We start from the raw sequence: 21,560 nt of genomic DNA, 5'->3' as shown, positions 1-21,560 counted from the left end.
AAAAAGATGAACAAAATTGACAGATTAACCAAGCTTGTCTCTGATGCAGACCAAGCGTATAAAAATTCCGTTGCCGACATTTTAGATGAAATAGTTCCTGGCTTGGACGTGGAGTCAAAACAGGAGATCGTTAAGAAGATTTGCTGGAATAGATACGGATATAACAGTATTGATGAAATCATATTAATGCATGATGGTAGAGCTTTCGATAATCCTGCTTTAACAGATATCCTCACAGAACGAATCCAAAAGACAAGAAAGGAGAATAAAGAACTGGAACCGGACATTGATAAGCGCTATTGGTGCGAAACATGCGGATCTCATTCGCATGAAACAAACCCTAAAACGGGGTATTGCTTCAATTGCAATACTGATAATTGGGAGCCGGAAAACTATAGAGATGTAATGTAATTCAAACCTAAAAAGAACTGAGTTATGGTAATTGCATGGTTTTCTTGCGGAGCAACGTCCGCTGTTGCTTGTAAAATAGCATTGAGCTTGTACAATGATGTGCAAGTTTATTATATAGAGACTGGCTCCGGGCATCCGGATAACGCTCGTTTTCTTTCAGACTGTGAACATTGGTATGGTCAGCCAATCCACATTATCCGAAGCGATAAATATAGTTGTGTGGCCGATGTGCTTCGGAAAGGCTGGATAAACAGTGCCCATGGTGCGGCTTGCACTCTTGAACTAAAGAAGAAAGTCCGCTACAAGTTAGAGAAAGAACTTGGCAGTTGGGACGGCCAGGTCTGGGGCTTCGACTTCGACCCGAAAGAAATTAACCGGGCAATTCGACTAAAGCAGCAATATCCGGAAACGAAACCGTTGTTCCCGCTTATAGAGCGGGAGATAACGAAACCGGAAGCGCTTGGTATGCTTTGGAAAGCAGGGATTAAACAACCGGTCATGTATTCGATGGGATACAACAATAATAACTGCATAGGTTGCGTGAAAGGAGGAATGGGGTACTGGAACAAGATACGAAAGGACTTTCCGGAAGTGTTTGTTCAGATGGCACAGATTGAGCGTGATGTTGGTGCAACATGCCTCAAAGATAAAGACGGACGTATCTTCCTGGACGAGCTACCTACATGGCGCGGTGACCCAGTTGAAGAGATTATACCGGACTGTACTCTTATCTGCCAGATTGAGTTTCAGGAGATAATCGACAGGCAGGTAGAGCGAGTTTTGAAAGGAGAAATTAGTATTAACGATGTAGCCTAACAAGGCTCAAACATAAAAATAATTGAACCTTATGGTGTATAGGCAACCGTACAAAGAAATGACTGAATATGATAACTATTTCCAAGCTGCTGCAATTTTAGTAGTTCAAAGACAAATGTCTAACACATCATTAATACAGCGCAAATTCAGAATTGGATATAATCGCGCTGGAAGGATAGTGAACCAATTGGAAGAAGCTGGTATCGTAGGGAAGTTTAAAGGTGCTGCTCCGCGTGATGTACTGATTAAGGACATTGATTCTCTTGAGGAACGCTTATCCGATATGGAGTTGGGTGAACAAAGATTATCTGATCCTAGCTGGGACAATAGAGAATGGATCTAATTTAAAAAGAACTGAATTTATGGACGACAAGAAAATATACGAAGTAACAGTACATCGATGTATAGGTGTATTTGTTAAAGCAAACAGCAAGGAAGAAGCAAAAGCATTAGCCATCGAAGCGGGCGATAGTAATATTTATGAAGAGGACTGGGAGAATACCAATACGGCGGTGTATTATCAGCCAGAAGAAAAAGATATTGAGGAGATGGACGATGAAGATGTAGATAAAATTTTTGAGGAATAGATTAATCGGAAATCCCGATTAATCTTGATAGTAGTTGTTCGTTTTTTCCGAACAACTGGAAATAGCTCAAATCACGCAATAAGTGAATATATGAAGCAGGAAAATTTATATCAAATCACAGTAAATAGAGAACAGCTTCTGCTAATAGCAAACTGTCTTGAAGATATTAGCCGGTTTGCTGCCGGCCAGCCGGAGTTGCGAAATACTATTTCATCCCTTCTTGCTCGGCACGATGATAGTTGTGAAAAAAGAGATAAAATAGAAGAACATTTGTATGCTATCAAAAGGATTGTTTATCCTGAGCTTGGTCGTAACGCCTCTTATGGATATGATGGTGGTAATCAAGATGATGATGTTCGTAAGAGGCTGATTGGTAATACTTATCAAATATACCGGGAATTACTTCACTTCTTGGCTGTAAACGAAAACTGGAACAATGTTTACAATAGTATAACTTTAGAATCAGGTAACCTTGGTGGTATTAAAGTAAACAAAATACTTGATCAGAAACTTTGAAGGGCTACAAAGTCAGGACTAACATTAGATATTAATCGTTAGTCCTGATTTATCTAGTACTCTTTTACGGATTTATATATCTTATGTAAAACTAAGATATGAAAAAGCAGAAATGTATTGTGTGTGGCCGAGAAACGGTATCTGTGATCGAGACCGAAGGTGGATATGTCTGCTATAACTGCTACTCTGATAAAAAGAACCCTCCTAAGCAAAAAAGGCACCACGACAATGAGGAAGCCCGGATTCAGACTGAGTTCTTCAATAAAGTACCTTTGTTCTTTCCCTCTCTTCCGGACCGGCTTCTTTTCGCAGTGCCGAACGGTGGCAGCCGGAACAAGATTGAGGCGAAAAACATGAAGTGCCAAGGTGTTAAACGTGGCGTAGCCGACGTAATCCTGCAGATCCCGAAAAAAGGGTATGCATCCCTTTGTCTTGAGTTCAAAACGTCAACAGGCAAACAGTCAGCCGAACAGAAAGAATACCAGCGCCAGGTAGAGCTCGCTGGGAGCAAATATGTAATTGTCCGGAGCGTTGAGCAAGCTATTCGGGTGATGCAGCAGTATCTTGGTTCATAGAATTTCCCCTATTATATATTAGAATAAAAGTATGGCAGAATTAAAGTATGATCCCCGAAACTATCGTATTCACACGGATAAGAACAAACGTCTGATTCGGAAGAGCCTCGAAGAATGTGGAGCTGGTCGTTCAATATTGTTTGATAATGATGATTGCTTGATTGCCGGGAACGGTGTATACGAACAGGCGCAAGCACTCGGATTGAAAGTTCGCATCATAGAGTCGGATGGAACGGAGTTGATCGCAATCAAGCGTACCGACCTGTCGACAGAAGATGCCCGGCGAAAGGCGCTTGCCCTGGCCGACAACTACACATCTGATACGTCAGTTTTTGACTTTGACGCAATCGTGGAAGATTTCGGTGCCGACGAGCTGGATGCTTGGGAGTTTAAGGTGGATGATTTGAATATTGATGATATCTCCGTTGATGATGTAAAGCCGGACAAGGGGCGTATTGGCAGCTTGAAAGAACGTTTCATTATTCCGCCTTTCTCTGTACTTGATTCTAAACTCGGTTCCTGGCAGGAGCGGAAACGCGCTTGGCTTGATCTAGGTATTAAGAGCGATGATGGTCGGGAGAAGGAAATCACATTTAATCGATCCGCTCAGCCGCCACGTGTTTACGAAGCCCGGAACTTGATTCGAGAAAAAACAGGAGTTGATCCTTCGTGGGATGAATTACAGAAGTACTGCCAGGATCATGGTATCCCGTTTATGGACGGAACGTCGATCTTTGACCCGGTACTATGTGAGCTGGCTTACCGGTGGTTTAATGTATCGAATGGTAATATCCTGGATCCGTTTGCCGGTGGCTCCGTTCGTGGCATTGTTGCTTCTATGTTGGATATGACTTATTATGGTATTGATCTAAGGCCGGAGCAGGTCGAAGCCAACTGTAAAAATGCTGCAGAGGTATTAGGGGAAGAGTTCGACGGGAGAGGTGGTCATAAGTTCGCACCCCTGTGGATTTGTGGAGATAGTGTAGAGATAGATACCCTGGCTGAAGGTTACGAGGCTGACTTGGTTTTTAGCTGTCCTCCGTATGCCGATCTGGAAGTGTACAGTGATGATCCGGCAGACCTATCGACGATGGATTATCCTGAGTTCTTGCAAGCGTATAAAGAAATCATCATGAAGAGTTGTTCTCTGTTGAAGCCTGATCGATTCGCCGTGTTTGTCGTAGGAGAGGTTCGCGATAAGAGTGGCGTGTACCGAAGCTTTGTTCCTGATACGATTGCCGCGTTCCAGGAAGCGGGGTTGCATTATTACAATGAAATGATATTGGTTAATAACATAGGCAGCCTGGCAATGAGAGCCGGGAAGCAATTTAGTAATAGCCGGAAGATTGGTAAGCAGCACCAAAATGTGCTTGTGTTCTACAAAGGTGATCCGAGTAAAATAAAGGAAAATTTTCCCGAACTTGACTTTTCGGATGATGATTTATTCAAGGATGAGTGATAACTTTGGCGAATAACAAAAAAGGAGATTCGCCATGAAAATAAAACTGTGTATGATTTATAGAGATGTATTGTCTAAGAGATTGGAGCGTAAGCGTCAGCAACTTGCGGAACTGGAAATAAAGATGAATGGGGTAGAGAGTCTATCTACAACGGTAGACAAGCGCAAGTACATTGAGTTGAAAGCTATAGTGAATGAATTGGAGAACTGTCTTGATATGGCGGACTCCATGTTCAAGTTCAGCAAGGAAGATAAGGAGGAGTAAAGTAAATGGCAAAGTATAGTAAAAGTTTAGTTGATCGGATTTGTTCTCTCATCCGGGAGGATAGCTATACTATTGCCGAAATCTGCGATTTGGTCGGTATTCACAAAGATACATACCATACTTGGATAAAAACAAAATCCGACTTTTCCGACTCTATAAAAAAGGCAGAAGATGACCGTATGCAGTTCTTTGTTGCAGAAGCACAGAAATCCCTTTTGAAGAAAATTCAAGGGTATGATGTTGAAGAGTCGAAAACAGTATATGTAGATAGTGGGAAACCGATCATTGATGAAACAGGTAAAGAGAAGCAGAAACCAAAGATTAAAGAAAAAACGATAGTTAAGAAGCATATACAACCAGATACTGCTGCGATCATTTTTACTCTGACAAATGGAAATCCGGAACGTTGGAAGAATAGACAGGATACTAATTTTAATAGTAATACGCCTGTTAGTAAGTTTGAAGGAATGACAGACGAACAATTAGAGGATTTTATCAATGGAGAAAAACAGAAGAGAAATATTGTTGTTGATGGCGGAAGCAGCGGATGTGCTAAGACGCCGGAAGGCGAAAAATGATTTTTGGTCATACTGCTTGTATTATGATCCGAAATTCTTTGCAAATCGACTTTTTCTAAAACAGGTAGCCGATGCCTTCACGCGTGTATATAAGTCTTATTCTGACAAAACGATTTATCGGCTCGCCGTGAGTATGCCACCTCGTGCCGGAAAGTCTTACATTTCGTCACTTTTCATTGCCTGGATGCTGGGGCACTTCCCGGAGGAATCGGTTATGCGTAACTGCTGCTCCGATACTCTGTACAATAAGCTTTCCTATGATACGCGCGATATTGTCCGGTCTTCCAGATTTAAAGAAGTATTTCCCGATGTAAAGCTACGTGGTGATAAGCAAAACGTCCATGGTTGGAGTCTGGACGCTGCCCGGCAGGTAAGTTACTTCGGTGCTGGTGTTGGAGGTACGGTGATCGGTTTCGGTGCATCCATGCTTGCCATGACCGACGACTTGTACAAGAGTTTGGAAGATGCCTTATCTGACACCAACAATGAAAAAGTCTGGAGCTGGAAACAGGGAACGCACGATTCCCGTATCGAGGGGAACTGTTGTTCTATTGATATTGGTACTCGCTGGTCGGCTACAGATGTGCTCGGCCGTATGGAAGAGGTGGGGAAGTATGACGAGATTATTCGTATCTCTGCCTTAGATGAAAACGACGAATCATTCTGCGAGGACGTACATACGACGGAATATTACCGAGAACTACGGGAAGAAACAGAGGACATGATTTGGTGTGCTGAGTATATGCAGGAGCCGATCGAGGCAATAGGATTGTTATTTCCTAAATCAGAGCTCAATCGATTCAAGCTGGCGGATATTGAGGGCAAACAGCCGGACGGCGTCATTGGTGCGACAGACGTGGCCGACGAAGGAGACGACGATTTTTGTGCACCGATTGCCAAAGTATTCGGTACAAAGTATTTCATTACTGATGTCCTGTTTACGAAAGACAATGTCGAGATTACTGAACCGAAGTTAGTTTCCTTGATTCTTGACACCCGCTGCGACAATATGCGTATCGAAAGCAATAACGGTGGCCGTCTGTTCGCCCTGAATGTCCGCAAGGCTGTAAAGGCAAAGAACGAGAAATGTATTATCCAGGCAAAGCCGACCACAGCCAATAAAGAAACCCGTATCTTGCTGAAATCTGGTTGGATCAAGAAGCATTGCTATTTCCTGGAAGAAGGCGAGTATAAGAAAGGTTCGGACTATGACCGGTTTATGAAAGCTCTAACCAGCTACAAGAAAGAGGGTGGCAATAAACATGATGATGCACCCGATGGTATGACTATCCTTGCTGAAAATGTTGAATTTATCGGTCTGTGCCAAAGTAATAGGACTAGACAGGTTGCTAGATCCAGATAATATATTATTTTTGTAAATTATTAAATCAAAATATTATGATAGATACTAGAGAAGTAAGAATCGGTAATTATGTTTATAAAACCGATAATAGAACATTAAAAAAAGAAAGGAAAAAAGTATTTTGTATTCAACCTGCTTTTTTAAGTTTAGACGATGTTAAAGGAAATCCGTGCGATATTCATTTTATAGAACCTATTCCTCTTGATGAAAACATACTGTTGGATTATGGTTTCACTTTGATAGGGCAAAAATATTATTCTACACAGATCTTAGATAAATTAGGATTGGGGATAGGTAAAGATAATGGTGTTTTTATGCTTCTTTATGTAACAGATATTGCCCCTAATGGTTTTATTATTTTGCCTATGACGAATTCAATAAAGTATTTACATCAATTTCAAAATTTGTATTTTGACTTAGTTGGAGAAGAATTACAAACGGAAGAGGAAAGAAAAAAGAAGGGTTAGATGAGTAAGAATAAATAAAAAAAGCGTGGTCATTTTTAAGGCCACGCTTTTTTTATGCTTATATTTTAGCATAAACGATTATGCCCAGTATAAGCGAAATTTTAGCAAATGACGACTTCGGTCAGGTGGTTAGCTCTCTCTGCGTTGATGCCATTGAATACCGTGACACAAGGGAATACTACAATGAATATCACGGTGAGCGTCGTCGTCGTAAAACCTCTGTTGGCTGGCGTGAACCTAAGCGATTAGCTGTTTATTCAGACACACTGCTGGATGATAAAGGAAATCCTTTGCGCCTGGAGGATAAGATTGTTGATGTTGCACGCATTGTTACCAATTTCCCGAAGAAGGAAGTTCGAACGTCCACAGCCTTCCTATTTGGAGGGAAGATGACTATTACAGGTACAGAACAGAACGATGGCTTTCAGGAGTTCAAACGTGTTTGGGAACGCAAGCTGAAGATGCAGTCTGTCTTAAAATCATTTGCCAGAAAGGTACTTTCCGAGAGTAAGGCCGCCCTTGTATTTTATCCTTATATATCAAAAGGACTGGATGGAAAGCTGGTTACAGAGCTAAAGGTAAAGACGCTTTCTGTTCCCCGTAATGCAAATACCTTTTCCGAGTTTTATCCTCACTTTGACGATAACGACGATTTGGATGCTTTCATTCATCGTTACCAGGTAAATTCTAATGGTATGCTCCGGAATAGTTGCACTATCTGGACAGCCGATAAGATTATAACAGCTATTGATGAGATGGGCGGCTGGGTTATAAAAGAGGTTCCAAACCTATTTGGTAAGATTCCGGTCGTGTATGCAGATGTATTCCAGCCTGAATGGGATGAAGTGGCCGGCATTATGGATGCGCGGGAAATGCGCTTGTCCCGTATGGCCGATACTAACGATTATTTTGCCGAGCCGATTTTGAAGTCGTACGGAGATTCAGATTTACCATCCAAGGAGACAACCGGTAAAGACATCAACTTTCCTATTAAGGTCGACGAGGTGACCGGTAAGGAATACCATGGTGATGCGGATTATTTGACATGGACCGGCTCCCAGCCGTCTGTTGATAAGGAGCTGGAAGAAACGAAAAATGAGCAGTATTCAGGCACATCTACTCCCGACCTTTCTTTTGATAACTTGAAAGGTATTGGTGATTTGTCCGGTGTTGCCCGCAAATTTATGTTGATGGATGCCACTATTAAGGCTAGTGATAATATGGAGGTATTCGGGCCGGTAGTTCAGCGTTGTATTTCGGTCGTGCTTGCCGGGATTTGCAATATAACCAATATCAAGTATCGTCCCCAGCTGGTAAACAACTTGATTGATGTGGAATTTGGCTCTATACTTCCGGATGATTTGGCTGAAACCCTGCAAACCTTATCCATCGCTAATGGCGGTAAGCCTATCAACGCTCAGCGGACAGTCACTGCCCGTTCTCCATTAACAGAAGATTTGGAGGAAGAAATGAAGCTGCTGGAGAAAGAAGAGGATACAGCAGTGCAGCGAAATAATATGATCGGCTTAACAATGGGATATGGAGAATGAAAGAACTATCGTTTCATGAACAACAGTTCCTACAACGTTTGTTCCGGCAGCAAGGCTGTATCAAATATTCGTTTGACGAGTTTGTCCGTAGGGTTGGGCCTCTTTTGGTTAAATGGTCGGATCATGGTGGCGACCGGGTGTGGATAGGTAATGCTGCCATAGAGAAGCAAATCGAACGGCTGTTGGATGATTTGCATAGTCAGTTAGTCAGCAATATATCCAATACGGCGACCGATGTATGGAATTTGGGGAATAAGAAAGCTGATGAGCTTGTAACAGGTTATATCAAGGATATGGCTATATCCACTACGCTAAGGGAAAAGTTGTTTTCCCGAAATGCCGATGCGCTGAATACCCTGTTGAAGCGTAAAGATGAATTTGGCAAAACTATATCCTCCCGTGTCTGGGATATAACGGATGGAACTATGGATAATCTGGAATATTATCTTTCTTCGGGTCTGTCCTCCGGCCGTCCGGCAGCGTTGATCAGCCAAGATATACGGCAATTGCTAAACGAACCCAACCGTCGTTTCCGACGGGTAAGGGATGCGAATGGGAAGCTGGTTCTATCCCAGCCAATGAAAGACTATCATCCGGGGCAGGGTGTTTATCGCTCGTCTTACAAAAATACCCTTCGACTAGCAGCAACGGAAACAAATAAAGCGTTTCGAACTGCCGATTACGAACGTTGGCAAAATATGGACTTTGTGACCGGAATAGAAGTAGAACGTTCTCCTTCAAATCACGGTCCATGTCCTGTATGTGATGGCAAGACTGGTCAGTACCCGAAAAACTTCAAGTTTACCGGATGGCATCCGTTTTGCATTTGCATAGCTACGCCCGTTATGATGGATCATGAGGAGTTCGCTGAATGGTTGCTTCATTAAAGAAAATGAGGGCAACGGGGATTCTGTAGTAAAGTGGCAATTTACAGAATACACCCGATGCCCTCTAAATTGTTTACTCAATTGCCACGTAATATCTCTATTATACTTTCGCTTTTTGTGCCTGTAGTTTCGAATTTAATTTCTCTGCCTCCTTTTGCATATTCTCAGAAGTGTGCTTGATGTAGTATAGCATTCCTTCGGTTCTTCCTATCTCTCGGCCGGTATTGAATGCAGCTTGTAGTTCTGGTGTGGAGTACTTACCCGTTTCGTGGGTGGACGTACTTGTGGTATTACTATTGTTCATACCGCTTGTAATTTCATGTTCCTTGGTCATTTTTACTAATGAAATTATAAGATACAAAAAAGGCTGTCAGCCTCCCATTCCGACCAAGGAACACGTTTTATACGAATTATACGTATAGGTAACGTAGTAGGGATTTTGACAGCCTAATATCTTTATACTTGGGATACGGGCATAAAAAATCCTACACGGAAAATTCATATGATAAAACATTGTTCCTTGGTCGTTGAACGCCACAAAGATGAGTACTTATTTTGGATTTTGCAAGAAAAAACTTTCCCTCACTTATATTTTAAACAGAAAACGGTTATGACAATTTTAGATTTAATCAAGGCGGCATGTAAGACAAAAGGCGTGTCCGAAAAGTATGCGGAACGTATTCAGAAGACGTTCAAAATAGAAAAGGCTGAAGGATTGGAGGCTTATGTCGATCTATTCAAAGATAATGTTCTTCCGGCAATCCAGGAAGCGGAAAACGAAGCGAAAAATACGGCTGAAACCGCTGCTGTCGCTGCATACGAAGCTAAACATGGATTGAAGGACGGTAAACCGGTAGAAGATCCGGATAAGGACAAGGATAAGAAAACGGAAGAAGAGTTGTTGAAGGGTCTTAGTCCGGAAGTCAGAGCTTATCTGGAAAGTATGAAGAAGAGCGTCGATGATATGGCCAAGAAGGTGGGTGACTCTATTACAAACTCGACAAACGAGGCTAAGAAAGAAGCAGTTCGTAAGCAGTTGAAAGATGCCAATCTTCCGGATAACTGGCTGGGACGTGTGGATTTGGCTTCTGAAACGTCCATCGAGGACCAGATTAAGGTGCTGTCCGAAGAATATACCGGAATCCAGCAAAAGGCTATTGATGATGCTGTGGCTCGTGGTGATTATGCTCCCGGTTCCGTGGATCTTCCGGAGCGTTCCGAAGCGGATTGGGCGAAGCTGATGGATCAGGATGTCGACAGTAATACGAATAATCCCGGTGTGGTAAACCTGGGTATTGAATAATCCAAGTAAAGTGTAACGTTATGTACAGAAAAAGAGAAAGAGAATTCCAGTATCCTCCCGGAATTGAAAAGATTATTGAGGATGTGATTGGTGGCGGTACGATTGACCGTCGGGATTTGCAGAATGCTTTGTTCAATGGCAAGGCGTTGGACGAACTGCCTCCGATTGTAATTGTAGTAAAAGATCCGGAAACAGGGCTGTTTCATGTATTGAAGACGGCTACGGTTTCGGAAGCTGCTGCAGCCGATGCGACAGCGTATAAGGTGGCTAAGAACCATCTGTTCGGTGTGGGTGACTTCGTTACGGTTGGTGGATCGTTGACAGGCGCATCCGATAAAATCACGGCTATTGATAAGAGCAATGCGAATTTCGATACGATCACGTTGGAAGCGACTATAGGTGCTGCTGCAAAAGGTTTGGTATTGGTTCAGGCTAAAGACAAGCAAGCTGCGAAAGCCGCCAAGTTGCCTTATGATGGCGAATTGGTCGTCACGATGAATAAAGTCGACTTGACTGTAGCCAACCAGCAGTCCGGATTATTGGTAAGAGGTACGGTAAACGAATCCTGTATGCCGTTTCCGGTAGATAAGGACCTGAAGGCATTAATGTCGTTTATCCGTTTTGTGTAATCCATTAAAATCAGATATATGGAAAGAAGTTTAATTAAGCAGGTGAATAAAAAGAATATGGCGGCTCGTTTGAATACCCGCCATGTGAAACCGGTCGTTTTCCCGAACTTCTTCGGGGTAAAAAGAAAGACTTCGTTGAAGTGGGAGACACTGACCGGCGAGAAGGGCGCTCCGGTAATGGCCGACGTGATCTCTTTCGACGCTTCCGCTCCGCAGAAGACGCGCGAGGTGATCAGCAAGTTGTCCGGTGATATTCCGAAGACGGCCGTTAAGCGTGGTATGAACGAAAGCGATTACAACGAGTACAAACAATTGGAACGTGACGCGCAGGGCGACGCGGACCAGTTGGCGTTATTGAATCTGGCTTTCAAAGATCAGGATTTTGTATATAATTCCGTCCGTGCCCGTTTCGAATGGTGGTGTATGCAACTTATGAGCCGTGCCGGATTCCATCTGTCAGCCAAGAATAATGGTGGTGTTGTAACGGCCGAGTTTGTTGGGTGTGGTATGCCGAAGAAGAACCAGCGTAAATCTTCTGTAGATTGGAGCAACGCTTCAACTGCCAACGGCTTGCAGGATATCGAAGATACGGTTGTTGCTGCTTCTGCCGAAGGGGTGACGATCCGCTATGTAGTGATGCACGTGGCTGATTTCTCTTTGCTAAAGAAACAGAAATCCACGTTCGACACGTTAAAGGCATGGGTTAATTCGTCTTCCAAGATATTGGTAACAAAGAATCTCATCAACGAATATCTGGCCGAACAGGAGATTCCGGTGAAGATTATCACCGTGAATCCAGCAGTCCGTATCGAAGACAGTGCCCATCGTCGTAAAACAATCAATCCCTGGGAACGTAAACGTGTATGCTTCCTGGAAGATTTGAAAGTCGGAGATATCCAGCACGGACCGATTGCAGCCGAGTCTTCCGCTACCTTGCAGAAGATTGCCCTCATGGTCAAGCAGGATTGGGTATTGGTAACCAAGTGGTCTGAGCTGGAACCGTTCAAGGAATGGACAAAAGCGGAGGCGAATGCTATTCCTGTCGTGAACGACCCGGATGCGATGTTTATTATGAAGGTGGATGGTAAAGATTGGAACGCTTCCGAGGATACCGAGGGTACAGACGATATTCCGGCAACATTCTTGGGCGAAACCGTTGATCCGGAAGACCAGACAATTCAGGATACTACAGACGGGGAGTAACAATTATGACTAAGACGATTCGAGATACAATACTTGCTTATCCCGGTCTGTCCGACTGTGAGGAGTTTTTGGATAACGTCGTTTTACCGGGACGCGGTTTTGAAGGTACAGAAGATAGTAAGACGATCGATATTCAAAAACAAAAGCTGGTGGCAGCCGACCTCTATTCGATGGTCGGCGGTCTGCCGGACTTCACGGAAAACAAGCTATCCGTTACCTATCCCCGTTCGTGGTACGAGGCTACGGCAAAACGGCTGTATAGGGAAGGTGGAGAACCGGAGAAAGCGGAGCTGATTGGAAACAAGATTGAGGTACCAAAAGGAAGGACCCGTAACAGATGGTAAAGCGATATTCACATACGGCGATAGTTACAATTCAATCTGGACAATTGGTAAAAGGGGAATGGGTTGCCGGAGAACCGACGGAAATAGAGGTCACTGGGCAATACTTTCCTTCCAATAGCGGGCAGCAGTTGAAGCAGAATGCCGATGGTAGAGAGTTTATCGTGCATGGTGAGTTCTCTACAAAGTCACGTCCGGTGCCGGATGCAAAGCACATTAGGATTGATAGTATCGGTTTGGATGTCGATATTATCTGCTGGGAGCCATTTCAGTCTCATTCCGTAATCTATGTATAGCTATGGCAAGGAAAGGTGGTTTGACTCCTATGTGGAGCGATAGGGAGGTAGAACGTTTGTTCGATTACTTTGTGGATCGGGCGGAAGAACGGATATACAAATTATTGCAACGTGCTGGGGAAGAGTTCGTGAAGATTGCTCGAAAAAAAGGGAACTATCAGGATCATACCGGTAACCTTCGTAGTTCAATCGGCTATGTGATCGTTAAGGATGGCGATATATTGACCGAGAACTACGAGTTATCAGAGAAAGGATCCGAACGTCATCCTGGTATGCGTGAAGCGAAACGGTTGGTTTCGGATCTGATTCCTCTTTATAAGAGAGGGTGGGTATTGATTGGTGTAGCCGCTATGCCTTATGCTAAATATGTGGAAGCAATTGACAATCTAGATGTTATCTCTGTTGCTACGGAACATACAGAGGATTGGATCAAGAAACAGAGTCGAACGTTATTTGACAAATTAGCGGAGAAAGGATATTGATATGGCAGATCAGTTTGATATCGTGGATATTGTGTACGATACGGTTGAACCGGTCGGAGTCGGTTTCGTCTTGTATAAAGATTGTTCCGGAGATGGGGAAACAAAGAACCATATTACAATCCGGATGCTTGCATTGAGTGAAACGGATGTAGTCAATAAAGGACCGGTCAATATCAACGTATTCGTAAAGAAGCAAACGAACGGTATGCCTGCCCGACAATTAATGAAAGGAGCGGTACAAAAGGTTAAGTCAGCACTACGAAATATAACACCTCCTTTCGGCATGTATTGGAAATCCCGGATCGTCTGGTCTGAATCTCTTGGCGAAGCAAAAGAAGGCTTCGATTGTACGAATATAAGATTTGAAGTAATTACGGAAATTGATTAATAATATGGAAAGAAGTTTAGCATTAGATATTGACTATCTAGGAGTTGCAGAACCAGGTGATGGTGTAGCAGGAACAGAGTATACTCAGTATCCCGAAATTGATACTGTGACTTTCAACTTCTCAGAACCTAAAGAAATTAGCTTTACGGCTATGGGGAGAGAAGACCCGTGGGCGGTCGTGTCAAAGAAGGGGGATCCTTCAAGTATCGAATATACCATTCCTTCTCCTACTGCAGAAGAGCTTAAGGCTCATTGTGGGGGAACGGTAACTGAAGATAAATGGGAAGCACCTGTTTCAACACCTACAATTATAAAAACGATTAAATTGCAGAGTTCTCCGTATAATGGTAAGTATACAGAGTATGTATTCGTCAAGGCTTCTATTGCCGGTCGTTTGAGTCAGGCTCCAGGAAAAGAAGAAACTGATTTATTGCTGGTGAAGGCAACCATTATGACTCCTGTTTCTTCTGCAGGTGTTCGATCTGCGCCTTACTGCCGTGAGGTAAAACCTGTTACAGTTCCGGCTCCTCCTTCTGAGGGCTGAATGGCTAATACAGTAGTTAAGCGTAAATCAAGAAAAGCTCGGGGATAACCTCGGGCTTTTATATTTTAAAGAAAAACATGAGCGTTAAACAAGTACTTCAGATTGAAAGTAATGTGGCGGCAGGTCAGCCGGTCAAGATCCCTTTTGAGTTTACCCGGTTAGATTTGTTACCAGAAGGGAAAAAGCTAGGGAATAGTATCGTTATTACTCCGATTACGGTTCGTACCTGGTTCCGGATAAAACCACTTTTACTGCATATTGATAAGCAAGACCGGGAAATACTGGTAGCCAATAAGGATACAGGCTTTAACAATGAGATCGCCGACCTGATGGTAAAGTACGATGAGATAATCTTTGAGATCGTCTGCCTCGGCATTCACAACAAAAGAGGAAATATGCCGGCCTGGTTCCGGGAGGTTTTAAAGGATAATTGTACCTGGGAGGATTTGTATGTTCTTCTTAATGCGATACTGTTCCGGATCGGATGCAACCCTTTTTCTCGTACTATCACAGCGCTGGAAGCTGTGAGCCCGCTAAGCGAAGAGGAGTTAATAGCCCTTCAAAAGAACAACGAGACCTGGAAGAGCCGGAGCCGCAAAGTAGTTTCATGTTCCTAGCCGTTTGTAATGAGGCTTTCGGTTACACGCATGATCAAATACTAGACAGCAGCTTTGTCCTGATCCTGGCCATGCTCAGGGAACACGGCTATCTTGTGAATGAGCGAAACAAAGCGTTGTACCCGGATGATAAAGGTACAGCAGGGAGTGAGTCAGAGCCTAGCGAATGGGTTGAAGTAACGGACTTTGACACCGGACAAAAGAAAAAGGTCAGGAAAATGAAATCGATATAGTATATATTAGAATAGAGTAGAGAAGTTTTGTCATAGTGATGAATTTTGAATTTTGGCAAAAAAGCCCGGCGGACTGTGAAGTTGGCCGGGCTTTTGTATTAGATATTGTCTAGGATGAAATCTGCTGGGATTCCGAAACAATCACGTAAGCGTTTTGCGATGTTCAGGTTAAGCGCACGTTTACCGTTCAACAATTCGCTTACCCTGGACTCTGATATACCGAGCATTTTTGCAGCTTCTTTTTGTTTGATCTTTTTATCTACCATCTGCTTTTTTATCTCGTCTGTTATCAGTGAGGAGACTTTACCGGGCAGTGGATGATAAGCAGCTTCCCATTCATGGATCGCATCGGTGAGACGGATAAATTCGTTTTTGTCCGACTGTGATAAAAGTTCCATATCGCCAAGTTTAGTTCCTTTTGCGATAATTACTTCCATAGCTTCTTTATATTCTCTATACTGAGCATCGTTTTTAATAATCATACGCCCTCCTTATTAAATAGTTTTTACATCAATTTTGTCATATTCCGGATGAGTACCGATAAAACGGATAACCATACGACCAGCGAAAAACGTTACAACTGCAACAATCCGGTAGTTATTACCTTTGATGTTAAATACATATCGGCTGTTACCTACATAATCTGCGGAAAGAAAATCATTTTTCAAGTCAGAGTGGCTTTTCCAATCAGCGGCCTCACATATTTGTATCCATTTCTGGATTGCCTTGTCTGCATCAGCGTGCTTGCGGATGAACTTTTCTAGCTTTTCTGAATCAATGATTTTCATATTTCTGTTGTTTGTTTCTCTTTGATGCAAAGATAATAAACAATTCCCAAATGTGGAAGTTTATTTGTCTGAAATTTTTATTGATCTGATTATATTTTACTATAAACATTTCTATGGGTATAGTAAATAGGGACGGAGCATTATATATGGCTACCGGGATCGATAACTCCGGGTTGTACGCTGGTCGCCGGGAGGCAATAGGGATAATCAAAGCTATGGCCGGGCAGATTACATCGTTCGATGTCTTTTCCGGTATTGGAATTAGTGCTGCTACAGCGTTTGCCAGTGCTGCAAAAAGCTCATACGATTTTGAAAAGGAATTTCAGAAGAATATGCTGGAAGTGGCAACGATCTCCACGCAGGTAGAAGGTAATATGACCGACTTTATGAACCGAGTAATGGCGATTACTCAGGAAATTCCTATTAAGGCTCCTGAAGCAGCAAAAGCACTATATCAGATTGTTTCAGCCGGGCATGATGGGGCGGACGGAATGAAGGTTCTTGAGGTGTCGGCTAAATCCGCTGTTGGAGGTTTAACGGATACTGCAACTGCTGCAGATGCTATAACAACGATACTTAACGCTTATAAAATGTCTGCCGATAAAGCAGAAGGAGTATCTGACCAATTATTTACTACTGTTAGACTTGGAAAAACAGACTTTTCCCAATTAGGAACATCTATCGCTCAAGTAGCTCCTATTGCTGCTGCTTATGGTATCAGCATAGATCAAGTCCTAGGTGCTGTAGCCTCTTTAACCAAGCAGGGTACACCAACCTCGCAAGCCATGACGCAAGTGCGAGCAGCCATCCAAGGTACAGCAAAAGAGCTGGGAGATGCCGCTTTTCAAGGTCGAACGTTCCAAGATGCTTTACAATTAATAAACGACAAAGCCGCTGGTTCTGCCTCAAAAATGAAAGAGATGCTTGGCACAGATGAAGGTTTGGCCGCAACATTAGCTTTGACTGGTAAAAACGCAAAAGCCGCTGCGTCTGATCTGGAAGAATTGCAAAGCTCCGTAGGAGCTACCGAAGCAGCTTTTCTAAAAATGAAAGATGAAGCTGGTAACCAAATGATTTTATTATCGAATAATATCCAGGCAGCTTTACGCCCAATGGGGCAGGCTATATTAAAGGAAGTGTCAGAGGTCGCAGAGGCATTCAATGAAGCCTTTGCTAATGGAGATTTGGAGCGTTCATTGTCAACGTTAAAAACATTACTTGAATTGACTGCTATTGCATGGGGAACTTATAAGGTTTCAGTTGCTGCTGCAATGGTTGTGGAAAATCTTCGTTACCAGTCGTCTCTAGCTCACATGCAGGGGTTAACTAAAATGCAAGCATTACTCTCTGTACTGAAAGGCAAAACAGATGCATTAACTGCTTCGATGCTCAAGAATCCTTATGCATTAATGGCGGCAGCCGTTGCTGCATTGGGATATGGTTTGTATAAATTGTGGACCTATCAGACCCAGGCACAAAAGAATCAGGAAAAATTAAATGAGACAATTATTGAATTTAATGCGGAATGTTTGAAAGAAGAACGTTCAATGAGTCAATTGTTTGATGCTTTGGGAAGAGCAAATAAAGGCACTGTTGAAAGAAAATTATTGATACAATAAATACTCAATATGGAAAGTACCTTCCGAATCTACTTACAGAAGAAAGTAGTTTAGATGATATTAATGCTGCGTATAAAGCAATTAATACATCTCTGAAAGAACAGATCGCATTAAAAATACGTAACACTGCAACTGATAAAATTGTAACAGAAGGTGTACAAACACAAGCCGGAGCGATATCCAAGATGCGTAAAAGCTTACAAGAACGAATTAAAAACTCTGGTTTAGTTGATGCAATGGTTGAAGATATTAAACAGACTACGGATGAATTTCAAAAAAGCGGTTCAACCTGGGAAAAAGCGTGGCAGCAAGCTTATGCAAACGTTCAAAGGAAATATTCGGGTAGAATAAAATTGGGAAATGGTTTTGCATCCTCTATGGAGGATTACGTAAGGAGTGTGTTTGATACAGAAACGGCTGTAGCTTTGATAGAAAAACAATATGAGCCATTTATTAATAAAATACAAGCTGAGAATGAGAAAGTAGAAGATGCTGTTGAAGTAAATGTAAAGGGCACTGTAGTAGATGATAAAACCTTACAAAAACAGAAAGAACTTCGTCGTTTGATTTTAGATAATGAGTTGCGACTACAAGCCGATCGTATTGCTATCATGAAGGACGGCAAGGATAAGCGTGTCCTCTTGGCTGATCAAGAATACAAGGAAACTATTGCGGCTATTCAAAAAGAGAAGGAAGAATATCAAAAGAAAATCAAAGAAACCAAAGGCAAGGAGGATCCCGCTGTCCTTTCTACTTTTACCGATCGTGAAAACTCTGCTAAGGATAAGCGAAATAACGATGTTGCCAATATAACAAAAGAATATGCCGACCAGTTGAAATCGATACAAAACGATGTTGATTCTCATTTCCGAGACCAGCTGGATAATCGTTTGATCGAGATAGATAGCTACTACAAAGAGCAGATCAAAATAGCCAAGGAGGCAGGAGAAGAGGAAGAAGGCGATTTTATTCAAATGCTCATCAGAAAGCAACAGGCGGAGCGGGAATATGCCCGGAAAGAATCTGCCGTATCTACCGTTGATTTTAAAGAACAGGTGGAGCTTGGTCACCTTGATAACAAGTCCAATGATACCTACTTTGTCGAAGAGACCGAGCGACAGAAAACGGAGATTGTACGTAAATATGCCTTGGAGCGTATAACCATCCTTGAAAGTATGGGGGATGAACAGTCCAAGAAAGATGCAGAGTTTTTAAAGATAGCCGTCGAAGGATATGATAAAGCCCTGTCAAAACCAAGTAAGAAATCAATCAATAACCTGGTTGATGAAAAAGCCATAAAGGCATTGCAGAAGCGCTTTATGGATCTGGGTATGTCCGAAGAAGAAGCGAAAGAGAAAGCAATCGAGTATGCTGAAGGCTTTAAGGGTAAGATGCAGATGGTTGCCGATGTAACCGATAGCCTGAAAACAGCATTCGGTGGTATCTCTGACGAACTGGATATGGCTTTGGATGCTGTTAGTAATATCGCTCAGGGATTTGCCGAAGGTGGGTTAATTGGTGGTATATCTGCGGCTGCCGGTCAATTGATCAGCATCGTTGGCGGTTTGTTTACAGCAAAGAAAGAGATTGATAAATCCATGGTTGAAGGGTATGAAACCTACATGGATGCAATCAACGATCTTATTGATACCCAGGTTGCCCTCCTTGATAAGCTGGGAGGTATGGCATTTGGCCAGAATATAATTGACACAACAAAGGATATCGCCAAATCTATTGCTGCCAGCCGTACATTGTTCAATGAGGCAATGGGAGCCGGTTCCGGTATGTTCTCTCATAGCGACGGTTACAAGGCGAACAAGATGCTGAAAGGCTACGTGAAGGAGCTTCGCGAAGTTGGCATATACACGACCGATTTAAGCCAAATGACCAATGAACAGCTGGCCTCGTTGAAGAAATTGCCGGAGGTTTACGCCCGTCTTCCGGAGGGGTTGCGAAAATATATTGATGCAATCGCTGAAGGCATCGACAAAACAGAAGAATTTAAAGATCAGATTCAGGATACTGTTCTCGGTTTGGATTTTACGAGCATAACAGACATGATTGTAAATTCCGTTACCGATCCATCGATAGATAATGCCCTGGAAGACCTTGAAGCCAATATCGATAAAACGATTGCAAGTATAGCCCAGAGTATGCTTCGCCGTAATATGTTGCTCGGTCCTCTTGAAAAAATGACAGCAGACCTTTATAAGTCAATGGAGAAGAAGGACAAGGATGGCAATACTTATTACAAACTTACTGCTGAGTCGGCAAAGAATTTCAAAGATAACGTGTTGGGATTGGGGAAACAATTTCAAGATGCTTGGAAGGAATTGGAAGAGGCTTTCAGTGCCAACGGCATCGACCTGATGCCAAAAGATCAAGACACGACGGAAGATACCTCGGACAACTCCATGAAAGGAGCCTATGCAAAAGCTAGCCAAGAGAGTATTGATCTATTGGCCGGACAGACCGGTGCTCAGAGAGTTGCTGTGGAGTCTATATGCGAACAGATGCAATTTATCCGTGATCAGCAAGTGCAGGGATGGAAAGATGTTGCAGCAATAAAGGAGACGGTTAGTAAACTCAAGGAGGTGGCCGATAAAATCGAAGGGGCGGTTTCGGAAATTAAAGGTAATACGGATAAGATGTATGAATCTTCGCATAGAACGGCGGATGCACTCGAAAATACGTTGAATGTAAAAGTTAAAATGTGATGACGATCGATGGTAAAAATATATACAAAGAGTATGACTGTACGCTCTTGGAAGGCTCATTCGATACCCTATTGAAGTATCCAAGGCGAAAGTCGGTTAGTTATCGGAATTGGGCTGAGTCTGATGGCATTGATCCGGATTTATCGGTAGTGGAGTTTGATGCACGTAAAGTTCAATTCGAGTTTCTTATGGATGCATACAGCCCTGATCAGTTCTGGAGGTCGTATCGTAAATTGATCAGCGATCTGTCGGCTACCGGTTACCGTGCATTTGATGTTATTCCCGGTATAACTCACAAGCTCCGTTTAAGTGCGAACTCTGCTTATAACATGCCGGTCCCGTTCAACGCTGGACGCAACTTGTCTACGTTCAGCCTTGATTTCGTCGAAGATGATCTATTCATCCAGCCGGTTCTTTATCCGGTGAACGGCATTTTCCTTCGTGGTCACTATGCAATCAACGGTATCGATTTCGGAGAGTTCGGTATCGGATCAGATGATGAACAGGATGATATACTCAAATATCCGGCCATGAAAGATCCCTTTACGGATGGCCGGACAGTTGATTTATCATTGATCAAGACACAGCATAAGCAAATCAATCTGTCGCTTTGGATGCTTGCCGGGAGTGTCGAGGAATTTATGAATAACTATCAGGCGTTTTTTAATCAGCTGACTGGACCAGGTACACAGGATTTATATATTAATACACTGGCCGGCAGTACTCAGGTTTACTATACGGATTGCTCCAACTTTACGGTTGAAAAATGGAGCAGTGATGAAATTGGCGTACGGTTTACTATCTCGCTTGTTATCCCGGTCGTAAGCTGGATAGATGCAGGTGGTGATGTTAGGTACCGGGTTCTTAAAGATCCCGACCTGGGGCTACTGGCAGATGAAAATGGAAAAGTAATAGTCTTTAATTGA

27 protein-coding genes are annotated in these 21,560 nt (G+C 42.9%); 25 read left to right on the top strand and 2 right to left on the bottom strand.

Translation table 11 applies throughout. The features are described from left to right. The first annotated feature begins 6 nt into the window (after positions 1-6). The 22 genes from DXD68_RS04405 to DXD68_RS04295 all read left to right on the top strand — a co-directional run bounded on the left by DXD68_RS04405 (position 7) and on the right by DXD68_RS04295 (position 15,277). Positions 7-411 (top strand): hypothetical protein, encoded by a 405-nt coding sequence (locus tag DXD68_RS04405; RefSeq protein WP_122360409.1) that lies wholly within the window; start codon positions 7-9, stop codon positions 409-411. A gap of 24 nt (positions 412-435) precedes the next feature. Next, on the top strand, positions 436-1,227 hold the full coding sequence (locus tag DXD68_RS04400; RefSeq protein WP_122360408.1) for a hypothetical protein: 792 nt from the start codon (positions 436-438) through the stop codon (positions 1,225-1,227). A 58-nt stretch (positions 1,228-1,285) separates the two neighbouring features. Then, the gene (locus DXD68_RS04395; protein WP_158585854.1) at positions 1,286-1,570 is read left to right on the top strand and encodes a DNA translocase FtsK; all 285 of its coding nucleotides are present in this window, start codon (positions 1,286-1,288) and stop codon (positions 1,568-1,570) included. A gap of 19 nt (positions 1,571-1,589) precedes the next feature. Then, positions 1,590-1,814, top strand: a complete 225-nt coding sequence (locus DXD68_RS04390; protein WP_122360406.1) for a hypothetical protein — start codon at positions 1,590-1,592, stop codon at positions 1,812-1,814. A gap of 90 nt (positions 1,815-1,904) precedes the next feature. Continuing rightward, positions 1,905-2,330, top strand: a complete 426-nt coding sequence (locus DXD68_RS04385) for a hypothetical protein (RefSeq protein ID WP_122360405.1) — start codon at positions 1,905-1,907, stop codon at positions 2,328-2,330. Between the two features lie 98 nt (positions 2,331-2,428). Continuing rightward, entirely contained in the window at positions 2,429-2,905 is a 477-nt protein-coding gene (locus DXD68_RS04380; RefSeq protein WP_122360404.1) for a VRR-NUC domain-containing protein, read from the top strand. Between the two features lie 31 nt (positions 2,906-2,936). Further along, the gene (locus DXD68_RS24405; protein ID WP_233576987.1) at positions 2,937-4,364 is read left to right on the top strand and encodes a DNA modification methylase; all 1,428 of its coding nucleotides are present in this window, start codon (positions 2,937-2,939) and stop codon (positions 4,362-4,364) included. Positions 4,365-4,398: 34 nt separating this feature from the next. Then, positions 4,399-4,629, top strand: a complete 231-nt coding sequence (locus tag DXD68_RS04370; RefSeq protein ID WP_122360403.1) for a hypothetical protein — start codon at positions 4,399-4,401, stop codon at positions 4,627-4,629. 5 nt (positions 4,630-4,634) lie between these two features. After that, on the top strand, positions 4,635-5,207 hold the full coding sequence (locus DXD68_RS04365) for a phBC6A51 family helix-turn-helix protein (RefSeq protein ID WP_122360402.1): 573 nt from the start codon (positions 4,635-4,637) through the stop codon (positions 5,205-5,207). Then, positions 5,128-6,570 (top strand): phage terminase large subunit, encoded by a 1,443-nt coding sequence (gene terL / locus DXD68_RS04360; RefSeq protein WP_199715380.1) that lies wholly within the window; start codon positions 5,128-5,130, stop codon positions 6,568-6,570. Before DXD68_RS04365 ends, terL begins: the two co-directional genes overlap by 80 nt. Positions 6,571-6,605: 35 nt before the next feature. Further along, the gene (locus DXD68_RS04355) at positions 6,606-7,037 is read left to right on the top strand and encodes a hypothetical protein (RefSeq protein WP_122360400.1); all 432 of its coding nucleotides are present in this window, start codon (positions 6,606-6,608) and stop codon (positions 7,035-7,037) included. 80 nt (positions 7,038-7,117) lie between these two features. Continuing rightward, entirely contained in the window at positions 7,118-8,587 is a 1,470-nt protein-coding gene (locus DXD68_RS04350; RefSeq protein ID WP_122360399.1) for a phage portal protein, read from the top strand. Further along, positions 8,584-9,474 (top strand): hypothetical protein, encoded by an 891-nt coding sequence (locus DXD68_RS04345; protein ID WP_233576985.1) that lies wholly within the window; start codon positions 8,584-8,586, stop codon positions 9,472-9,474. The genes DXD68_RS04350 and DXD68_RS04345 overlap by 4 nt, the downstream gene beginning before the upstream one ends. Before the next feature lie 610 nt (positions 9,475-10,084). Then, a complete protein-coding gene (locus DXD68_RS04335; RefSeq protein WP_122360531.1) occupies positions 10,085-10,777 on the top strand; it encodes a hypothetical protein in 693 nt (230 codons plus the stop codon). A gap of 20 nt (positions 10,778-10,797) precedes the next feature. Further along, positions 10,798-11,406, top strand: coding sequence for a hypothetical protein (locus tag DXD68_RS04330; protein WP_122360397.1), 609 nt, complete (start codon positions 10,798-10,800; stop codon positions 11,404-11,406). 18 nt (positions 11,407-11,424) lie between these two features. Next, positions 11,425-12,609 carry a major capsid protein gene (locus DXD68_RS04325; protein ID WP_122360396.1) on the top strand — a complete coding sequence of 395 codons (1,185 nt, stop codon included), beginning with the start codon at positions 11,425-11,427 and terminating at the stop codon, positions 12,607-12,609. Positions 12,610-12,614: 5 nt separating this feature from the next. Then, positions 12,615-12,953, top strand: coding sequence for a hypothetical protein (locus tag DXD68_RS04320; RefSeq protein ID WP_122360395.1), 339 nt, complete (start codon positions 12,615-12,617; stop codon positions 12,951-12,953). Further along, entirely contained in the window at positions 12,947-13,246 is a 300-nt protein-coding gene (locus DXD68_RS04315) for a hypothetical protein (protein ID WP_122360394.1), read from the top strand. The genes DXD68_RS04320 and DXD68_RS04315 overlap by 7 nt, the downstream gene beginning before the upstream one ends. Before the next feature lie 2 nt (positions 13,247-13,248). After that, complete coding sequence (locus tag DXD68_RS04310; protein WP_122360393.1) at positions 13,249-13,728, top strand: HK97 gp10 family phage protein; 480 nt, start codon at positions 13,249-13,251, stop codon at positions 13,726-13,728. A 1-nt stretch (position 13,729) separates the two neighbouring features. After that, complete coding sequence (locus DXD68_RS04305) at positions 13,730-14,116, top strand: hypothetical protein (RefSeq protein ID WP_122360392.1); 387 nt, start codon at positions 13,730-13,732, stop codon at positions 14,114-14,116. A 4-nt stretch (positions 14,117-14,120) separates the two neighbouring features. After that, positions 14,121-14,660: a hypothetical protein gene (locus tag DXD68_RS04300; protein ID WP_122360391.1), complete on the top strand. Its 540-nt coding sequence runs from the start codon at positions 14,121-14,123 to the stop codon at positions 14,658-14,660. 77 nt (positions 14,661-14,737) lie between these two features. Then, on the top strand, positions 14,738-15,277 hold the full coding sequence (locus tag DXD68_RS04295; protein ID WP_122360390.1) for a hypothetical protein: 540 nt from the start codon (positions 14,738-14,740) through the stop codon (positions 15,275-15,277). Positions 15,278-15,608: 331 nt separating this feature from the next. On the opposite strand, the gene DXD68_RS04285 is transcribed toward DXD68_RS04295, so the two are convergent. Together DXD68_RS04285 and DXD68_RS04280 are read right to left on the bottom strand one after the other, a co-directional pair. After that, positions 15,609-15,992 (bottom strand): helix-turn-helix domain-containing protein, encoded by a 384-nt coding sequence (locus tag DXD68_RS04285; RefSeq protein WP_122360389.1) that lies wholly within the window; start codon positions 15,990-15,992, stop codon positions 15,609-15,611. 12 nt (positions 15,993-16,004) lie between these two features. Then, on the bottom strand, positions 16,005-16,298 hold the full coding sequence (locus DXD68_RS04280; protein WP_010803610.1) for a type II toxin-antitoxin system HigB family toxin: 294 nt from the start codon (positions 16,296-16,298) through the stop codon (positions 16,005-16,007). A 113-nt stretch (positions 16,299-16,411) separates the two neighbouring features. Between DXD68_RS04280 and DXD68_RS04275 the strand changes: the two genes are divergently transcribed. From DXD68_RS04275 to DXD68_RS04265, 3 genes are all read left to right on the top strand, one after another. Beyond that, entirely contained in the window at positions 16,412-17,917 is a 1,506-nt protein-coding gene (locus DXD68_RS04275) for a phage tail tape measure protein (RefSeq protein ID WP_122360388.1), read from the top strand. 236 nt (positions 17,918-18,153) lie between these two features. Continuing rightward, positions 18,154-20,634, top strand: coding sequence for a hypothetical protein (locus tag DXD68_RS04270; protein ID WP_122360387.1), 2,481 nt, complete (start codon positions 18,154-18,156; stop codon positions 20,632-20,634). Then, positions 20,634-21,560, top strand: coding sequence for a hypothetical protein (locus DXD68_RS04265; protein WP_122360386.1), 927 nt, complete (start codon positions 20,634-20,636; stop codon positions 21,558-21,560). The genes DXD68_RS04270 and DXD68_RS04265 overlap by 1 nt, the downstream gene beginning before the upstream one ends.

Source organism: Parabacteroides sp. TM07-1AC (genome assembly GCF_003480915.1).
GTDB classification, from domain to species: Bacteria; Bacteroidota; Bacteroidia; order Bacteroidales; family Tannerellaceae; genus Parabacteroides; species Parabacteroides chongii.
This window is presented reverse-complemented; position numbering and strand designations above follow the sequence as displayed.

Coding starts and splice junctions, on each gene's coding strand:
- DXD68_RS04330 (WP_122360397.1), top strand. CDS start 10,798: ATGTACAGAAAAAGAGAAAGAGAATTCCAGTATCCTCCCGGAATTGAA.
- DXD68_RS04405 (WP_122360409.1), top strand. CDS start 7: ATGAACAAAATTGACAGATTAACCAAGCTTGTCTCTGATGCAGACCAA.
- DXD68_RS04365 (WP_122360402.1), top strand. CDS start 4,635: ATGGCAAAGTATAGTAAAAGTTTAGTTGATCGGATTTGTTCTCTCATC.
- DXD68_RS04310 (WP_122360393.1), top strand. CDS start 13,249: ATGGCAAGGAAAGGTGGTTTGACTCCTATGTGGAGCGATAGGGAGGTA.
- DXD68_RS04355 (WP_122360400.1), top strand. CDS start 6,606: ATGATAGATACTAGAGAAGTAAGAATCGGTAATTATGTTTATAAAACC.
- DXD68_RS04370 (WP_122360403.1), top strand. CDS start 4,399: ATGAAAATAAAACTGTGTATGATTTATAGAGATGTATTGTCTAAGAGA.
- DXD68_RS04280 (WP_010803610.1), bottom strand. CDS start 16,298: ATGAAAATCATTGATTCAGAAAAGCTAGAAAAGTTCATCCGCAAGCAC.
- DXD68_RS04295 (WP_122360390.1), top strand. CDS start 14,738: ATGAGCGTTAAACAAGTACTTCAGATTGAAAGTAATGTGGCGGCAGGT.
- DXD68_RS04380 (WP_122360404.1), top strand. CDS start 2,429: ATGAAAAAGCAGAAATGTATTGTGTGTGGCCGAGAAACGGTATCTGTG.
- DXD68_RS04385 (WP_122360405.1), top strand. CDS start 1,905: ATGAAGCAGGAAAATTTATATCAAATCACAGTAAATAGAGAACAGCTT.
- DXD68_RS04285 (WP_122360389.1), bottom strand. CDS start 15,992: ATGATTATTAAAAACGATGCTCAGTATAGAGAATATAAAGAAGCTATG.
- DXD68_RS04325 (WP_122360396.1), top strand. CDS start 11,425: ATGGAAAGAAGTTTAATTAAGCAGGTGAATAAAAAGAATATGGCGGCT.
- DXD68_RS04300 (WP_122360391.1), top strand. CDS start 14,121: ATGGAAAGAAGTTTAGCATTAGATATTGACTATCTAGGAGTTGCAGAA.
- DXD68_RS04265 (WP_122360386.1), top strand. CDS start 20,634: ATGACGATCGATGGTAAAAATATATACAAAGAGTATGACTGTACGCTC.
- DXD68_RS04305 (WP_122360392.1), top strand. CDS start 13,730: ATGGCAGATCAGTTTGATATCGTGGATATTGTGTACGATACGGTTGAA.
- DXD68_RS04335 (WP_122360531.1), top strand. CDS start 10,085: ATGACAATTTTAGATTTAATCAAGGCGGCATGTAAGACAAAAGGCGTG.
- DXD68_RS04320 (WP_122360395.1), top strand. CDS start 12,615: ATGACTAAGACGATTCGAGATACAATACTTGCTTATCCCGGTCTGTCC.
- DXD68_RS04345 (WP_233576985.1), top strand. CDS start 8,584: ATGAAAGAACTATCGTTTCATGAACAACAGTTCCTACAACGTTTGTTC.
- DXD68_RS04270 (WP_122360387.1), top strand. CDS start 18,154: ATGGTTGAAGATATTAAACAGACTACGGATGAATTTCAAAAAAGCGGT.
- DXD68_RS04400 (WP_122360408.1), top strand. CDS start 436: ATGGTAATTGCATGGTTTTCTTGCGGAGCAACGTCCGCTGTTGCTTGT.
- DXD68_RS04275 (WP_122360388.1), top strand. CDS start 16,412: ATGGGTATAGTAAATAGGGACGGAGCATTATATATGGCTACCGGGATC.
- DXD68_RS04390 (WP_122360406.1), top strand. CDS start 1,590: ATGGACGACAAGAAAATATACGAAGTAACAGTACATCGATGTATAGGT.
- DXD68_RS24405 (WP_233576987.1), top strand. CDS start 2,937: ATGGCAGAATTAAAGTATGATCCCCGAAACTATCGTATTCACACGGAT.
- DXD68_RS04395 (WP_158585854.1), top strand. CDS start 1,286: ATGACTGAATATGATAACTATTTCCAAGCTGCTGCAATTTTAGTAGTT.
- DXD68_RS04350 (WP_122360399.1), top strand. CDS start 7,118: ATGCCCAGTATAAGCGAAATTTTAGCAAATGACGACTTCGGTCAGGTG.
- terL (WP_199715380.1), top strand. CDS start 5,128: ATGGAGAAAAACAGAAGAGAAATATTGTTGTTGATGGCGGAAGCAGCG.
- DXD68_RS04315 (WP_122360394.1), top strand. CDS start 12,947: ATGGTAAAGCGATATTCACATACGGCGATAGTTACAATTCAATCTGGA.